14 protein-coding genes and 1 pseudogene are annotated in these 14,870 nt (G+C 59.5%); 11 read left to right on the forward strand and 4 right to left on the reverse strand.

All coding sequences use genetic code 11. The annotated features are described in order from the left end of the window. The 4 genes from E1N52_RS41825 to E1N52_RS41840 form a co-directional block, all read left to right on the forward strand. The coding region (locus E1N52_RS41825) for an ATP-binding protein (protein WP_165979344.1) at window positions 1-231 on the forward strand (231 nt) is incomplete at its 5' end. Window positions 232-269: 38 nt separating this feature from the next. Then, a complete protein-coding gene (gene istA / locus E1N52_RS41830; protein ID WP_133190830.1) occupies window positions 270-1,433 on the forward strand; it encodes an IS21 family transposase in 1,164 nt (387 codons plus the stop codon). Further along, window positions 1,405-2,196, forward strand: a complete 792-nt coding sequence (gene istB / locus E1N52_RS41835) for an IS21-like element helper ATPase IstB (protein WP_133190832.1) — start codon at window positions 1,405-1,407, stop codon at window positions 2,194-2,196. The genes istA and istB overlap by 29 nt, the downstream gene beginning before the upstream one ends. Then, window positions 2,193-2,405: a hypothetical protein gene (locus E1N52_RS41840; RefSeq protein ID WP_133190834.1), complete on the forward strand. Its 213-nt coding sequence runs from the start codon at window positions 2,193-2,195 to the stop codon at window positions 2,403-2,405. The genes istB and E1N52_RS41840 overlap by 4 nt, the downstream gene beginning before the upstream one ends. A 449-nt stretch (window positions 2,406-2,854) precedes the next feature. Here the strand turns inward: E1N52_RS41840 and E1N52_RS41845 are convergent, their stop codons facing one another. The 4 genes and pseudogenes from E1N52_RS41845 to E1N52_RS41860 form a co-directional block, all read right to left on the reverse strand. Further along, the gene (locus E1N52_RS41845; protein ID WP_133190836.1) at window positions 2,855-3,586 is read right to left on the reverse strand and encodes a type IV toxin-antitoxin system AbiEi family antitoxin domain-containing protein; all 732 of its coding nucleotides are present in this window, start codon (window positions 3,584-3,586) and stop codon (window positions 2,855-2,857) included. A 353-nt stretch (window positions 3,587-3,939) separates the two neighbouring features. Beyond that, window positions 3,940-4,182 (reverse strand): annotated as a pseudogene (locus E1N52_RS41850) (ISKra4-like element ISBte1 family transposase); the annotation flags it as partial. Between the two features lie 37 nt (window positions 4,183-4,219). After that, the gene (locus E1N52_RS41855; protein WP_133190838.1) at window positions 4,220-4,828 is read right to left on the reverse strand and encodes a plasmid pRiA4b ORF-3 family protein; all 609 of its coding nucleotides are present in this window, start codon (window positions 4,826-4,828) and stop codon (window positions 4,220-4,222) included. Between the two features lie 73 nt (window positions 4,829-4,901). Then, on the reverse strand, window positions 4,902-5,795 hold the full coding sequence (locus tag E1N52_RS41860; protein ID WP_133190840.1) for a LysR family transcriptional regulator: 894 nt from the start codon (window positions 5,793-5,795) through the stop codon (window positions 4,902-4,904). 105 nt (window positions 5,796-5,900) lie between these two features. Here E1N52_RS41860 and mdlC point away from each other — a divergent pair, with 105 nt between their 5' ends. The 7 genes from mdlC to E1N52_RS41895 all read left to right on the forward strand — a co-directional run. Then, window positions 5,901-7,478, forward strand: coding sequence for a benzoylformate decarboxylase (gene mdlC / locus E1N52_RS41865; RefSeq protein ID WP_133190842.1), 1,578 nt, complete (start codon window positions 5,901-5,903; stop codon window positions 7,476-7,478). Window positions 7,479-7,497: 19 nt separating this feature from the next. After that, window positions 7,498-8,670, forward strand: coding sequence for an alpha-hydroxy-acid oxidizing protein (locus E1N52_RS41870; protein WP_133190844.1), 1,173 nt, complete (start codon window positions 7,498-7,500; stop codon window positions 8,668-8,670). A gap of 12 nt (window positions 8,671-8,682) precedes the next feature. Continuing rightward, window positions 8,683-9,762, forward strand: a complete 1,080-nt coding sequence (locus E1N52_RS41875; RefSeq protein WP_133190846.1) for an enolase C-terminal domain-like protein — start codon at window positions 8,683-8,685, stop codon at window positions 9,760-9,762. 102 nt (window positions 9,763-9,864) lie between these two features. Further along, window positions 9,865-11,211 carry an MFS transporter gene (locus E1N52_RS41880; RefSeq protein WP_133190848.1) on the forward strand — a complete coding sequence of 449 codons (1,347 nt, stop codon included), beginning with the start codon at window positions 9,865-9,867 and terminating at the stop codon, window positions 11,209-11,211. 42 nt (window positions 11,212-11,253) lie between these two features. Then, the gene (locus E1N52_RS41885; RefSeq protein ID WP_133190850.1) at window positions 11,254-12,717 is read left to right on the forward strand and encodes a benzaldehyde dehydrogenase; all 1,464 of its coding nucleotides are present in this window, start codon (window positions 11,254-11,256) and stop codon (window positions 12,715-12,717) included. A 220-nt stretch (window positions 12,718-12,937) separates the two neighbouring features. Further along, window positions 12,938-14,380 (forward strand): indoleacetamide hydrolase, encoded by a 1,443-nt coding sequence (iaaH, locus tag E1N52_RS41890; RefSeq protein WP_246089457.1) that lies wholly within the window; start codon window positions 12,938-12,940, stop codon window positions 14,378-14,380. 280 nt (window positions 14,381-14,660) lie between these two features. Continuing rightward, the coding region (locus tag E1N52_RS41895; RefSeq protein WP_133185892.1) for a transposase at window positions 14,661-14,870 on the forward strand (210 nt) is incomplete at its 3' end.

Genomic DNA, 14,870 nt, shown 5'->3' on the forward strand with positions numbered 1-14,870 from the left:
GAACTGCTGCAGACCCTCGTCCATCAACGCTACAAGCAACGCCGCAGCATCCTCGTCACGTCCAACCGCGTCGTCCAGGACTGGGGGCGCTACCTTCGCGACAGCACCATGGCTTCGACGATCCTTGACCGTCTGCTGCATCGCTCCAAACTCCTCGAGTTTGAAGGCAAGAGCTATCGTCTCCGTGAAGCCGCTGCCAGGCTTGCCGTCACTGAGGAATCCGACGCATAATCCGCTCGTCCTGCCTGGGGGAATTTAGCCGCCCACAAGTGGAGGAGTTTGAACTGCCCATCGGGGCCCATTGCGGACACATCGAAATCGGCCGTGCCCGTCGACCCCTGATGGCGTTCGTGATGGTGCTGGCGTACTCGCGGGAAATTTACTTGCGCTTCTTCCTCGACGCACGCATGGAGAACTTCCTGCGCGGCCATGTCGGGGCCTTCAATGCATGGTGTGGACTGCCAAGGATTCTTTGGTACGACAATCTCAAGAGTGCCGTACTTGAACGCCAGGGTGATGCCATCCGTTTCAATCCGACACTGCTCGCCTTCGCAGCCCACTACCGTTTCGAACCACGGCCTATGGCCCCTTACAGGGGGAACGAAAAAGGGAGAGTAGAGCGGGCCATACGCTACATACGGGAGGCGTTCCTCGCTGCACGCACGTACAAGGATCTGGACGATCTGAATGCGCAGGCCGCGCACTGGTGCCGCACCCAGGCGGCTGACCGGCCATGCCCTGAAGACCGTGACATGAGTGTACGCGAGGCGTTCGCGCAAGAACAACCCCTGCTGCTGCCCCTTCCCGATAACCCCTATCCCGTAGAAGAACAGCTCGCCGTGAAAGTCGGCAAGACACCATACGTCAGATTCGATCTCAACGACTACTCGATCCCGCATACACGCGTACGCCGCACGTTGACGATACGCGCCGATACCGCGCAGGTCAGGGTGTTCGACGGCGCTGACATGATCGCCAGCCACCGGCGCTGCTATGACCGCGCCGAGCAGATCGAGAATCCGCTGCACCTGAAGACGCTTGAGGAGATCAAGCATCAGGCGCGTCAGCATCGCGGCGTCAACGGCCTGACGAAGGCCGTACCGGCCTGCCAGCGGTTGCTGGTGCGAGCGGCTGAACGCGGCGCAAACATCGGCGCGCAGACCACCGCGCTGCTGCGCCTGCTCGACCGTTACGGCGCGGCCGAGCTGCAGGTCGCAGTCGAAGATGCGCTGCGCACGGGCTCAGCCCATACGAACACCGTGCGGGCCGCCCTGGAGCGCCGTCGCGTCGAACGCGGCGCGCCGCCGCCCGTCGCCATCAACCTGCCCGAGCATGTTCGCAGCAAGGACAGGCCCGTGCAACCCCATCGCCTCGATACCTACGATCAACTGGGAGCTGACGAAGATGACAGTACCGAATCCTCAGAACACTGAAGCGCTGCGCGCACGCGCCAGGGCGCTGCGCATGAACGGCCTGCTCGAGCACTGGCCTGAGGTCGAAGGCGCTGACTGGATCGCACCACTGCTGCAATGGGAGGAAGAAGAACGCGCGCATCGCTCGTTGCAGCGTCGCATTCGTGACGCGCGCCTCGGCCACTTCAAGGGGCTTGCAGACTTCGAATGGGCGTGGCCCAAACGCATTGACCGCGCCGCGGTCGAGGATCTCATGTCGCTCACGTTCCTCGCCGACGCAGCCAATGTCGTGTTCATCGGCCCGAACGGCGTGGGCAAATCGACACTGGCCAAGAACGTGGCCAGTCAGGCGCTCGTTGCGGGGCGCTCGGTACTGTTCCGCTCTGCAAGCGAGATGCTCGGCGAGCTCGCTTCGCTCGACAGCGATTCGGCACTGCGGCGGCGTTTGCATCATTACGCGGCGCCGGACGTACTCCTGATCGACGAGGTCGGCTACCTGTCCTATACGAACCGGCATGCAGACCTGCTGTTCGAACTCATCAGCCGCAGATATGAGGCCAGATCGACAATCGTGACAACCAACAAAGCATTTGCTGACTGGTCAGAAGTGTTCCCGAACGCGGCATGCGTCGTGTCACTGGTCGACCGTCTCGTGCATCGCGCCGAGGTGATCTCGATCGACGGCGAATCGTACCGGCTCAAGGAGGCACGTGAGCGCACCGAGGCCCGGGCCCGGCAGCGCGGCGTGAAGAAGTCGTTCACGCGAAAGGAGGACGAGACATGAGCGCGCCCGTGTTGCCCTCCGGCCGCCGTCACGGCATCGCGTTCACCGTCCCGGAGGACTGGACGCCAGAGCAGGCGCTGGCCGTGTTCGAGCTACTCGAAGACCTGCGTGAGGTGATCTGCTCGCGCTATCTGGCGGACATCCAGCGGGTAATGCGCGATGAGCGCCAGCAGCCCGAGCGGCCCCTCGTTGGCCCGCCGTCGTTCTGACTCTGACCGGCTACGTGCTACCGCATCAACATGAAGGGGCCCTCGCGGCCCCTTTATTGTTGAGCGAATCGCTCAACCTTGCTTCGCCAACTAGACGCGCTTTTACACCGCCAACAACAGGCGCCGATGTGCAATCGGTAATCATCTTTTGGCTCTTTACTCAGCCTGGAAATACTTGTTGCCGAAAGGGACAATAGCAAACACGGAGTCGGGAAACGAATCGGTCCGTGATAGACAGATCGCCGTGTTTCGCATGCCGTACTGATCAGTGATCGGGAACAGGCATGATCTGCTGCGTGAGATCGGGAAAACATGTCTCATGACTGGTCGGCGCGTCGGCGGCGATGCCTGGTGCGCAAATGTGCACGCCAACCTCGCCACACGGGAAGTCGGGGTTTGCCGATGCGGAGGCCCGGTTCAGGCACGCGACAACCAGATTGCTTCCACACTCATTCCGGTTTGAGCGTTATCCGGCCGTTTTTTGTCTGATTCGACCATCTTGTCCCGGCACCAAGACGCTCTACATGTTTCTGAAGTCCCCGCGCCCACGCAAAGTCGGCCTCACGTCCGAGGTCACGCACGAGCCTGATAACCTTCACCCGATGGCAGTGGCCCAGAAACTCGTCAAGCACGTCGGCGCGCAAGTTACGCAGGCCTGCCGACAGATGGCTCGCCTCCTCAAGCGACTGACCTTTGCCGATGTCACTGGCGAGTTCCAGGATTGCGCGCTCGGGCACCGACACCTTGACCTCCGGGTCGCCGGCGGGAAGCGGCTTCAGGCCCCTGTCGTAGGGCAGGTCGTTGTCGAACAGAGAGGTGGTCTGGAACGAGTAGGCCAGGTGCTGGCCCACCCAGGACGGGATGCGATAGGGCTTCTGGCCCCATAGTACAACCTTTTCGCGAAATGCGATGTTGTGACGGACGCCCTGCCAGGCAAGGGCGGTTTTTCCTCCAACGTGAAGGCCTGCAATGCGGCGAGTCAGGTAGGCGATCGAACCGTCCCGTGTCGGCGTGTCCCCGGTCAGAAGGTAGACGCCCTGCGAGAGCCGCTGCAGCCACCCGGATCTGACCATGTGCGCCGCGAGCGCAACGCTGATCCCCATCTGCCGGAGCTGGCCGGAATCCACAGGATGACCGCGCCGGCTTTCCTGCATCAACCGCTGGACTGTCCTGTTGCTCATCGGATACCCGAGGTTGCGTTATCTGGTTGCAGTATATGCCTCCTAGTCTTCATTTTTTGCAATTTTTTAACGCGACCGGAAGATCGAAAATCCCGTCGCCGCGCGATTTCCGGGGCCGGTCCTACCCGGCCCAATGTGAAATCCCACACTGGTGATCAGATAACTATCCTTATCTGACCACCGGGATGCATTGCCCAAACCCAGCCGCCGGAAAACGCGCCGCCGCGGCGGGAATGCAGCTGGCCCCTGGTTTGCGCCGCATCCGGTGCAGGTGCCTTCCCTTGGTCGTGGTGCCTGCCGGCGGCGTACGCCGCCCTCGCGCAGCCCCCCGGTGAGCGTGCCGCGGGCGCCAGGCGCGGACCCGAACACGCCTGGCGCCCGCGGCACTCCGGACACACGCTCACTCGGGCGATCGCTTCGGCGGCTTGGGCGTCGATCATCGAACGCTGCAGCCGGCCCAGCAGCGCCTTTGCCTCCTCAAGATGCAAGCCGAGAGAACCAGCATCGAATCCGTCCCGTTCGAATCGGGCTATCTCCGTAGTGTTCGCCTATTCGTCGACTTCGACATGAACCACAATCAGCACGCTGATTTGCATCGCAGTCTCCCGCGGCGGCGTAGCTCGGACGATGAGCTTACCGCGCAAGGATCTGCAGCCGCTCATTCGCTGCACGCCGGTCGAAACCCCGATCCAGCCAGACCAACCATTCGTCGACCTCTACGCGCAGATCGTTCACGTCAATCTTGCCTTCGCGCAAAGTCTCGATCCACTCGAGAAATTCGTGCTCGCCATGAACTTCCAGAGCGTTCATGTATCTCTCGGAGCCTCCACTGCCTTCTGGCGGACAACGCCCGGAGCCCGCGACGCAGCATGGTAGCGGCCTTAACCGCTGGTTGTACGTGCGCCGCTCGACGCGCACGTCATGTAACCACCACGAGGTGAAGTCGTACAGGTGGCCAAAGCGCTCATGCTCGTGCAGGCCAAACGCCACCAGCGACAGGGTGTCTGGGCCGTCGAAGAATTGGAACGCACCGTCGCGATGTCCACCGTAACGCCATCCGCGGATGATGAACCGGTGCAGGTGTTCGTCGCTCCAGCCCATGGCGAGCTGCATCACCAGATGCAGTTGCGCAATCGTGATCTGCTCGGGAATCAACACTCGCCGCCAGACCGGCGGGCTGACGCCGCGCAGGCTGATTCGCAGCTGGAGAACAGAAGACGGATCGGCAGGGTCGGAGTCCATTGACCCACTTTAAACTCCCCATCGACCATGTTCGCTGAAACCAGGCTTCAGCCCCCGCTTTGGCGCGGTCTCGCTAAACATGGCTCAGCGTCCGTTTAATCGTGTCGCAGAACCACTGCTGGGCAGCTAAGTCCTCTGCGTGGGGGTACCAGTACATGTTGACCTCGAAGGGCGGAATTTGAAAGGGTAAGGGCAGAACCTGCATCCGTCCTTCACTGGCGAACGACTTAGCGATACGCGTCGGTAACGTCAAGACGAGGTCAGTGGTGGCAATGGACGAAAAGAGGCTGGTGAAGTGCGGGACCCTGAGAACAATCTTGCGGCTGAGCCCCATCTCGCTCATCGCGTCTTCAACGAGATGGTGACCCGTAAATGGTGCTACCACCACGTGACTAGCCGTGACGTACTCGTCCAACGTGAGGCTGTCCTTGATGGTCGGGTGAGAGGCGCTCAAGAGGCAAGAGTAGCTCTCGCTAAAGAGAGTCGTCTTTCGCGCCTGGCCGCCGACGAACTGCATGTTCCCCACCGCAGCATCGACGTACCCGGTTTGCAGCCACTCGGCGATGAGGTTGCTGTCGATCTGAACGATTTCGAGCCCCACGGACGGCGCAACGGCTTGAAACTCACGAATGAGGAAGGGCAGGAAGTACAACTCGCCCAAATCAGACAGTGCAAGTCGGAACGACCGCTCCGAAAGTGTCGGGTCGAACTGGCGGGTCGCCGAAATCGCTGACTCGATGCTGTTTAGCGCCTCTTTAAATGAGTTGAACAGTTGCGTCGCGTTGAACGTGGGAACCATCCCGTCGCGTGTACGGGTGAACAAGGGGTCGTGGAGGAGGTCGCGGAGCCGTGTCAAGGAGTAGCTGACGGACGGCTGCGTGATATTAAGGCGTTTGGCCGCGCCACTGACACTTCTGCTCTCGTAGATAGCCACGAACGTTCGAATCAGGTTCAGGTCCGTGCTCATGGTTACCACCTATATAGATGCTATCTATTATAAGAGCAAAAAAATGATGATTGGTCTTATTCGACCCGCAGTCATAGCATCGCAGTATCGAAAGGAATTGATGCTATGAAGACTATTCACCAAGCTTGCTACGAAATCCTCCGCAACCAAGGCCTGACAACGTTCTTCGGGAATCCGGGCTCCAATGAGCTTCCGTTCCTGAAGGATTTCCCGAGCGACTTCAAGTACATCCTCGGTTTGCACGAGGGCGCAGTTGTCGGGATGGCGGACGGTTACGCGCAAGCGACGGGGCGTCCGACTCTCGTGAACCTGCATTCGGCCGCTGGCACTGGGAACGCCATGGGGGCCTTGGCCAATGCCTGGAACTCCCACACCCCGCTCGTTGTGACGGCCGGCCAGCAAGTTCGCGCGATGGTCGGCGTCGAAGCTCTGCTGGCCAACGTCGACGCTGCCTCGCTGCCGAAGCCGCTTGTCAAATGGAGTTCGGAGCCCTCCTGCGCGCAAGAGGTGCCGTTGGCGCTGAGCCGCGCGATTCACACCGCTGGCACCGGCGCAAAAGGCCCCGTCTACCTGTCGGTCCCGTATGACGACTGGAAACAAGAGGCGGCTACCGGCGTCGACTACCTCGCGACGCGACGGGTTGAAATGGCGGGCGTCCCTACGCAGGCGATGCTCCAGAATCTCGCTCATCAGCTGCAGCAGGCGAAAAACCCGGCAATGATTGTCGGTCCGGATGTCGATGCCGGCGAAGCGAATAGCTTGGCAGTGGCGCTGGCAGAGAAGCTTGCGATGCCGGTCTGGATGGCACCCTCCGCTCCGCGCTGCTCGTTCCCGACGACCCATCCGTCGTTTCGTGGCCTCCTGCCCGCAGGCATTGCGAGTATCAGCCGACTCCTCGAAGGTCATGACCTGGTGCTCGTGGTGGGCGCACCCGTGTTCCGCTACCACCAGTACGAACCGGGCGAATTTCTGCCCCAAGGCACGCATCTCATCGCAATTACGTGTGACATCAACGAGGCAACGCGTGCTCCGATGGGTGATGCAATCATTGCGGAAATCGCGCCGACTCTTGAGGCACTGAACAACGCGGTCTCGAAAACGTTTCGCCCTATGCCCACCGCCGTGCGCCGGCCGGAACCGGCGCCAGCTGAAGGAGGGCGCCTGGCGCCCGAACGGGTTTTCGACATCCTTGATGATGTGGCGCCACGTGACGCCATCTACGTGAATGAGTCGACGTCGACTACCAACTTACTTTGGCAGCGTCTACGAATGACTGAACAGGGCAGCTATTATTTCGCTGCGGCCGGCGGTCTTGGCTTTGCCCTGCCAGCGGCAGTCGGCATCCAGTTGGCCAAGCCCGAGCGTCGAGTTATCGGCGTGATTGGCGACGGTTCTGCGAACTACGGAATTCAGGCGCTTTGGACAGCCGCTCAGTACAACATTCCGGCCATCTTCATCATCATGAAAAACGGCACGTATGGTGCGCTGCGCTGGTTCGCCGGTGTTCTGCAAGCCGAGAACGTGCCGGGACTAGATGTTCCTGGGCTCGACTTTTGTTCGCTCGCGCGCGGCTATGGCGTCGAGGCGTTGCATGCGGATTCGGCTGAGTCGCTTACTTCTGCGTTAAGGCAGGCACTTGCCGGGAACAAGCCGGTGCTCATCGAAGTTGAAACACGAGCTTAAGGTGCAGAGGTAGGGTGCCATGAAAAAACTAGTCAATGTTGCGGACTATCGTGCTAGCGCCAAGGCTCGGCTGCCCAAGATGGTGTTCGACTATCTCGAAGGCGGCGCCGAAGACGAGATTGGTCTTCGCCACAACCAGGATGCCTTCAAGAAAATAAAGTTTCAACCGCGCCGTCTTGTTGACGTGAGTTCACGGGCCACGCAGGTCAATATCCTCGGTAGGGCTGCGAGCGCTCCGCTCATCATCGCCCCAACCGGTTTGAACGGGATTCTTTGGCCTCAGGGCGACCTTGCCCTGGTTCGGGCCGCTGGAAAGTTTGGGATTCCGTTTGCGCTGTCCACCGCATCAACTTCTTCCATTGAAGACGTTGCGAAAGCGGCGACTGGTGAAATCTGGTTTCAGTTGTACGTCGTTCACCGGAAGCTCGCGGAGTTGCTGGTCAAGCGCGCGCTGAACGCGGGCTACACGACGTTAATCCTGACCACTGACGTCGGTGTGAACGGCAAACGCGAACGTGACCTGAGAAACGGCTTCGGAATGCCGATGAGCTACTCGCTGAAGACCATTCTCGATGGTGTACTGCACCCGCGTTGGTCCTTGGACCTCGTCACACATGGCATGCCACAACTGGCGAACTTCGCCAGCAAGGATGTACAGGACACGGAATTGCAGGCTGCGCTGATGAGCCGGCAGATGGACGCGAGTTTTGCATGGAATGACCTGAAGTGGCTTCGCGACCTGTGGCCACACAAGTTGCTCATTAAGGGTATTAGCCGAGCTGACGACGCGCGACGCTGTATCGAGCTTGGCGCAGATGGAGTGATTCTTTCCAATCACGGTGGCCGCCAACTCGATAGCGCGATTGCGCCGGTCGAAGTGCTGGAGGAAACCGCGAAAAATGTCGCTGCGCCGGTTTTCATCGACAGCGGTATCCGTCGTGGCTCCGATGTCGTCAAGGCAGTGGCATTGGGAGCAAGTGCGGTTCTACTCGGAAGAGCAACGCTCTACGGTCTCGCGTCTGCTGGTGAAGCTGGTGTCGAAGCAGTCCTTTCGTTGCTTAAGGGCGAAATTGACACGACGCTCGCACAAATTGGTTGCCCTTCGGCAAGCCAGCTCAACTCTGATTATTTGTGGAATAACGGTAATCGCAGTCACACCGATGCGTGCGCCACTAACCCTGTATCCGTGTAAGAGGTTGTCGTCATGGAAGACATTCAAATTACTGGCTTGCGTGCACGTGCGGTCAATGTGCCCCTCCAATATCCCATCAAGACGGCAGTGGGCACTGTTGCTACGTCTCCGCTGGTCCTGATTGACCTGCTGACGAACGCAAACGTCACCGGGCATGCGTATGTATTCACCTACACGCCTTTGGCCCTGAAGCCGACTCTGCGGATGGTCGAAGAGCTTGAGGCGCTGGTCAAAGGCTTGCCTTTGTCGCCGCAGGACATCGACCGGGCCCTGACCTCACGTTTCCGCCTTATCGGGAACACGGGCATCGTTCGCATTGCCACCGCTGGTATCGACATGGCCGCGTGGGACGCGAAGGCGAAAGCACATCGTCTGCCGCTCGTTGAGTTGCTGGGTGGAAAAGCCCGGCCGCTGAATGTGTATGACAGCCACAGCATGGACGACGTGGAGCTTGGCATGAAACGCGCCCGTGACTCAGTCGAAGCCGGCTTCAAGGCAGTCAAGACGAAAGTCGGCTATGCGACCCTCGAATACGACTTGAAGGTCGTACGGGCGCTGAAACAGGTGACAGGCGAAACGGCGCAGTTGCTGGTTGACTACAACCAGGGTCTGTCGGTGCCGGAAGCGAAGCGACGCGGCAGGGCATTGGAAGCAGAAGGGATTTCGTGGATTGAAGAGCCGACTTTGCAGCATGACTATGCTGGCCATGCGTCAATCCGGGAAGCGCTGAAAATTCCAGTTCAAATGGGGGAGAACTGGTTTGGTCCAGACGAAATGCAAAAGGCCATTGATGCCCGTGCGTGTGACTTCTGCATGCCAGACCTCATGAAGATAGGGGGCGTTACGAGCTGGTTGAAGGCAAGCGCCCTTGCTGAGCAACACGGCTTGCCGATGTCCAGCCATATCTTTGAGGAGTTCAGCGCGCACCTGCTGGCAGTAAGTCCGACTGCTCATTTTCTCGAAAAAATGGGCATCGCGGCACCAATCCTTGAGCCGGTCATTGAGTATAAAGACGGTCAAGCGCATTTTGGTAACGAGACCGGCGCAGGCATCCGTTGGAATGAAGACGCAGTGAGCCGATATCTGGCTTGAAAAGGAATGACAAAAATTCCATTGCCGTAAGGTTTGGAATTACATTAGTTATACTAAATATTGGCCGTCAAGAGCCCATTTATATATCAATTGGAGACGTTAATGGAACGGAACGCTGCCGCTGGTGACGCGCTCTTCAGCACGAGCCTCAATTCTCACCACCTTATGGTGATGTTCTGGTGCTCCGTGCTGATGCTTTTTGATGGCTATGACCTGGTAATTTACGGGTCAATCCTCCCGCAACTGATGCATGACTGGGAGCTTTCGCCCGTCACCGCCGGCTTCATCGGCAGCAGTGCGCTCTTTGGAATGATGGTGGGTGCCTTGACGCTCGGCTGTTCATCCGACCGTTTCGGCCGCAGACACATCATCCTGCTTTGCCTCGTCGTCTTCGGTATCGCAGCGTTCGGAAACGCCTACGCCACGAATACAACAGAATTTGCACTATGCCGGTTCCTCACCGGCGTCGGTCTGGGCGGCATGGTTCCCAATATCGTTGCCCTCATGACCGAAATGGCGCCGCGCAGCAAGCGAAACATCATGGTTACTATCATGTTGAGCTTCTTCTCGGTGGGCGGCGTTGTCGCTGCGCTCCTCGGCAAAGCAATAACACCAGAATTCGGTTGGCGTACGAACTTCCTCATTGCTGGCATCCCGCTTTTGTTTTTCCCTGTTTTCTACAAATGGCTGCCGGAATCCATTAGCTTCTTGATTTCCCAGAAGCGATTCCAGAAGGCTGAGCCCATTCTGCGTAAGTACGCTCCAGACTTTAAAGGCTCTGCCGGGAGCCTTGCGGCCACAAGCGAGGGCATCACCAAACCTCGCATGCGCGCTGTCGAGTTGTTCGTCCACGGGCGAGCTATCGATACGGTCCTGCTTTGGATTGCGTTCGGTATGTGCATGCTCATGGTCTACGGGCTGAACACCTGGCTGCCGAAACTGATGGCTGCCAATGGCTATTCGCTCGGCTCGAGTCTGACCTTCCTGATTACCCTGAACGTCGGTGCGGTCGTTGGCGGCCTGTTAAGCGGCTGGCTGGCCGACCGTTACGGTGGCAAGCCGACTCTGATTCTGTTCTTTGCCATTGCAGCGGTGTCGATTGGACTGCTGGGCTACAGGCAGTCGCCTATCGTCTTGAACACTCTCCTGATGGCAGCCGGTGCGACCACCATTGGCACGCTCTGCATCGTGCACGCGTTTGCGGCACAGCTCTATCCAGCCGCCATTCGTTCGACGGGTGTGGGTTGGGCGGCAGCGGCTGGCCGGTTCGGCGCGGTCGCGGGTCCGGCACTCGGCGGGTACCTCTTGAGCCAAAAGCTTTCCATAAACATCAGTTTCCTGGTTTTCGCAGTTCCGGGATTGGTGGCTGCCATCGCAGTGCTGCTGATTTCGAACCGCCATGTGGGTGCCGAAAATCGAGTACGAGCGCTTGCTCCCCACGCTGAGTGAGCGATTGAGCAAAGCGATAATTTGTCTGACGGAGAGGTAAGCATGAGCAATATTGGTGAGCCGCAGGTTTGGAACGGACGCATCTTCTCGGATGGATGGAAAGCCGCAATGGGCGGAACGCAGGCAGTCGTTGAGCCGGCGACCGGCGAAAGTATCGGGGTGATTGGTGTTGGCTCACCCGAGGATGTCGACAATGCGGTGGCCTCGGCGACTAAGGCTCAAGAAGTGTGGGTAGGCATGCCGTTCGACCAGAGGGCTGCCGTCATGCGAGAGGCAGCGCGGCTGCTGAAAGAACGCGCGCCGGAAATCAACGAATGGAACATCCGTGAGTGCGGTTCTACGCGCCCCAAGGCGGAATGGGAACTACACGCGACGTACGAGCAACTGCAGATGGCAGCAGCACTACCTATGCAACCAGACGGGGCACTGTACCCATCTGCAATGCCGGGGCGCATGAACATTTGCCGTCACGTTCCCGTTGGCATCGTTGGTGTGATTGCACCTTGGAACTTCCCGATTCTTCTGGGGATGCGGTCGGTCGCGCCTGCGTTAGCGCTGGGCAACGCGGTAATCCTGAAGCCGGACCCGCAAAGTGGTGTTACCGGCGGCCTTTTGCTGGCGAAGGTCTTCGAAGACGCAGGTCTGCCCTCGGGTGTGCTGCACGTGATTCCCGGCGGCCCTGCCGCAGGTGACGCCTTGGTCCGCCATCCCCACGTCGGCATGATTTCGTTCACGGGTTCGACCGCAGTGGGCCGCTCCATCGGCGAAATCTGTGGTCGCATGCTGAAGAAGGTTGCACTTGAGCTGGGTGGAAACAATGCCATCGTCGTTCTGGACGATGCAGACATCGAGGCAGCCACATCTAATGGGGCATGGGGTTCATTCCTGCATCAAGGCCAAATCTGTATGCAAACCGGTCGCCACCTCGTGCACCGGTCCATTGCTGAAAAGTACGCGCAGCGCCTCGCCGAGCGGGCGCGCAACCTTGCGGTCGGGAATCCCGCCAGGGAACAGGTGCACTTGGGACCGCTCATTAACGAAAAGCAACGTGACCGTATAGACAACATCGTGCAGGCGAGCGTGAGCGCTGGCGCGACCGTACTTTCAGGCGGACGCTATAGCGGCCTCTTCTACGAGCCGACGGTGCTCGCAGGCGTTAAACCCGGGATGCCTGCCTACGAACAGGAAATCTTCGGGCCCATCGCGCCTATTACCGTCTTTGACAACGATGAGGAAGCCATCGAGCTGGCCAACTCATCCGAATATGGTTTGGCTGCTGCCATTCATACGAAGTCAATGTCGCGTGGTCTTGCAATCTCGTCACGGATTCGAGCCGGTATGGTGCACGTAAACGACCAGACAGTGAACAACGAATTCCACGTTCCGTTTGGCGGCATGGGCGCGTCAGGCAACGGTGGCCGCTTTGGGGGACCCGCAAATGTGCACGAGTTCACCCAAACACAGTGGGTCAGCCTGACCGACAAGCCCATCCAATACCCGTTCTAGTGCCGAGGCAGAGCGCTGTAGCCGGCCCAGACCTTGAAGTCTGGGCGCGTGAAAAAAGTAATCGAGATTGTCACGACTTTGGAGATGGTCAATGACTAAGCCCACAATGATGAGCCGACGGGAGTTCGTCACCCGTCTTGGCATACTGGCATTTGCGCCTGCCACCGGGGCTGGCTTATCGGCTTGTGCCGTGGATAGCCCCTTATCCTCCCCATCAGATATGAACCAGTCACAGCAGTTGTCGTTGACCGCCACCGAAGCTGTCTCCGCAATAGCGACCGGCAAACTCTCCGCCGAAACGTATGTGCGTACGCTCCTCGAGAGAGCGAATTCACTTTCGAACCTTCGTGCGTTTATAACGCTCAATGAAGGCGCTGTGGCAGCAGCTCGCGCGGTCGACGCCGCACGTGCTGCCGGGCAGAAGCTGCCGGCTCTTGCCGGGCTACCTATCGTTGTCAAAGACAACATCAACACGAAGGACCTACCTACGACCGGCGGCACGCCGCGCTTGCAGAAGTTCCAGCCGAACAATGACGCAGTCGTTTTGCAGCGATTGTTAGCTGCCGGGGCCATCGTGCTCGGGAAGGCCAACATGCATGAACTTGCATTCGGCATCACGACGACTAACTTCTCCCCGTTTGCCGGGTTCGCGCGTAACCCATATGACCCGAGTCGCATGGTCGGCGGTTCATCGGGCGGGACAGGCGTCGCCATCGCCGCCAGAATGGCCCCTGTAGGCTTGGGAACAGATACTGGCGGTTCGGTGCGCATTCCTGCCGCTCTCAATGGAATCGCCGGTCTTCGCCCTTCCGTGGGGAATGGTGGACTAGAGCGCCGCTACGACGGCACAGGGGTGATTCCCCTGAGCCATACTCGCGACACCGTCGGGCCGATGGGCCGCACCCTTGAAGACGTAGCCCTTCTCGACTCGGTTATCACCGGTACCGAAATGCCGACCGCAACCTCGCTGAGCGGCCTTCGATTCGGCATACCCGCAACGTATTGGGATGTGGTTGACAGCGAGGTGCTGGAGGTAATGAACACAGCGAGGACAAGACTCCAGGCAGCTGGTGTTACCTTCGTGTCGGTTGACATGCCGACCATCCGGGACCTGGGTGCAAAGGTCGGGTTCACCGTGGTGTTTCACGAGGCCTCGCTTGAAATCCCGAGCTACCTCGCCGCCAGCGGTGGCAGCGACATCACGCTCACTCAGATTGCTGAAGCGATTGCTAGTCCCGACGTGAAGGCGGGCTTCGCAAATGTTGGCTCTGCTGAATCGATGGCAGCTTACCCCGACGCCGTGAAGGTCCATCGCCCGCAAATGCGTGCCTTGTTCGACGCATATTTCGCTTCGAACCGAATCGACGCCATTTTTGCTCCAATGACGCCATTGCCCGCTGTGCCCATCGACCCGGCTAACGGTTCGTCGACGGTCAGCGTCAATGGCGGGCCTAAGGTCAACGAATTCGGCACATTCATTAGAAATGCGGACCCCGGCAGCATTACCGGTATCCCGGGCGTTACGGTACCCGCCGGTCGCACGGGCGCTGGCCTCCCAGTCGGGTTGGCTCTCGACGGTCCGGTAGGAAGCGATAAGACGTTGCTCTCCATTGGTATGGCCATCGAGAAACTGCTTGGCGTTCTGCCGGCACCGAACGTCTAGACTCCGCTTTCAACGGCACGCCATTTGCGGCGAGGCAAAGCCTCGCCGCCTTCCGCGACAGAAGTGTACCGCCGGCGCAGCCCTTGCCGCCGACCATATGGTGCGAGTTCGCTCGCGCGGCGGCCGAAGGCCGCGATGACTGCGGGGCCTGGGTAGCCAATAGCTTGCGTGTCAAGGCCGCCGAACAGGGTGGAGAGGTGGCCGCGCAAAATCGGACAGCGGGATAAGTGGAACGACCGGGGCCTGAGCCAGCGATAATGCAGGCAAAGGAACCGAGAAAATGACGAAACGAACCCGACGCACGCACTCAGCGGCGTTCAAAGCGAAAGTGGCCCTGGCGGCAGTCAAGGGCGAGCGCACGCTCGCCGAACTGGCGCAGCAGTTCGATGTGCATCCGAACCAGATCACGGAATGGAAGCGGCAGTTGCAGGAGCGCGCGGCCGACGTGTTCGGTGCGGCCGGCCCGGTGTCGAGCGAGCCACCGGTAGAC

This window comes from Paraburkholderia guartelaensis (assembly GCF_004353905.1).
GTDB lineage: Bacteria > Pseudomonadota > Gammaproteobacteria > Burkholderiales > Burkholderiaceae > Paraburkholderia > Paraburkholderia guartelaensis.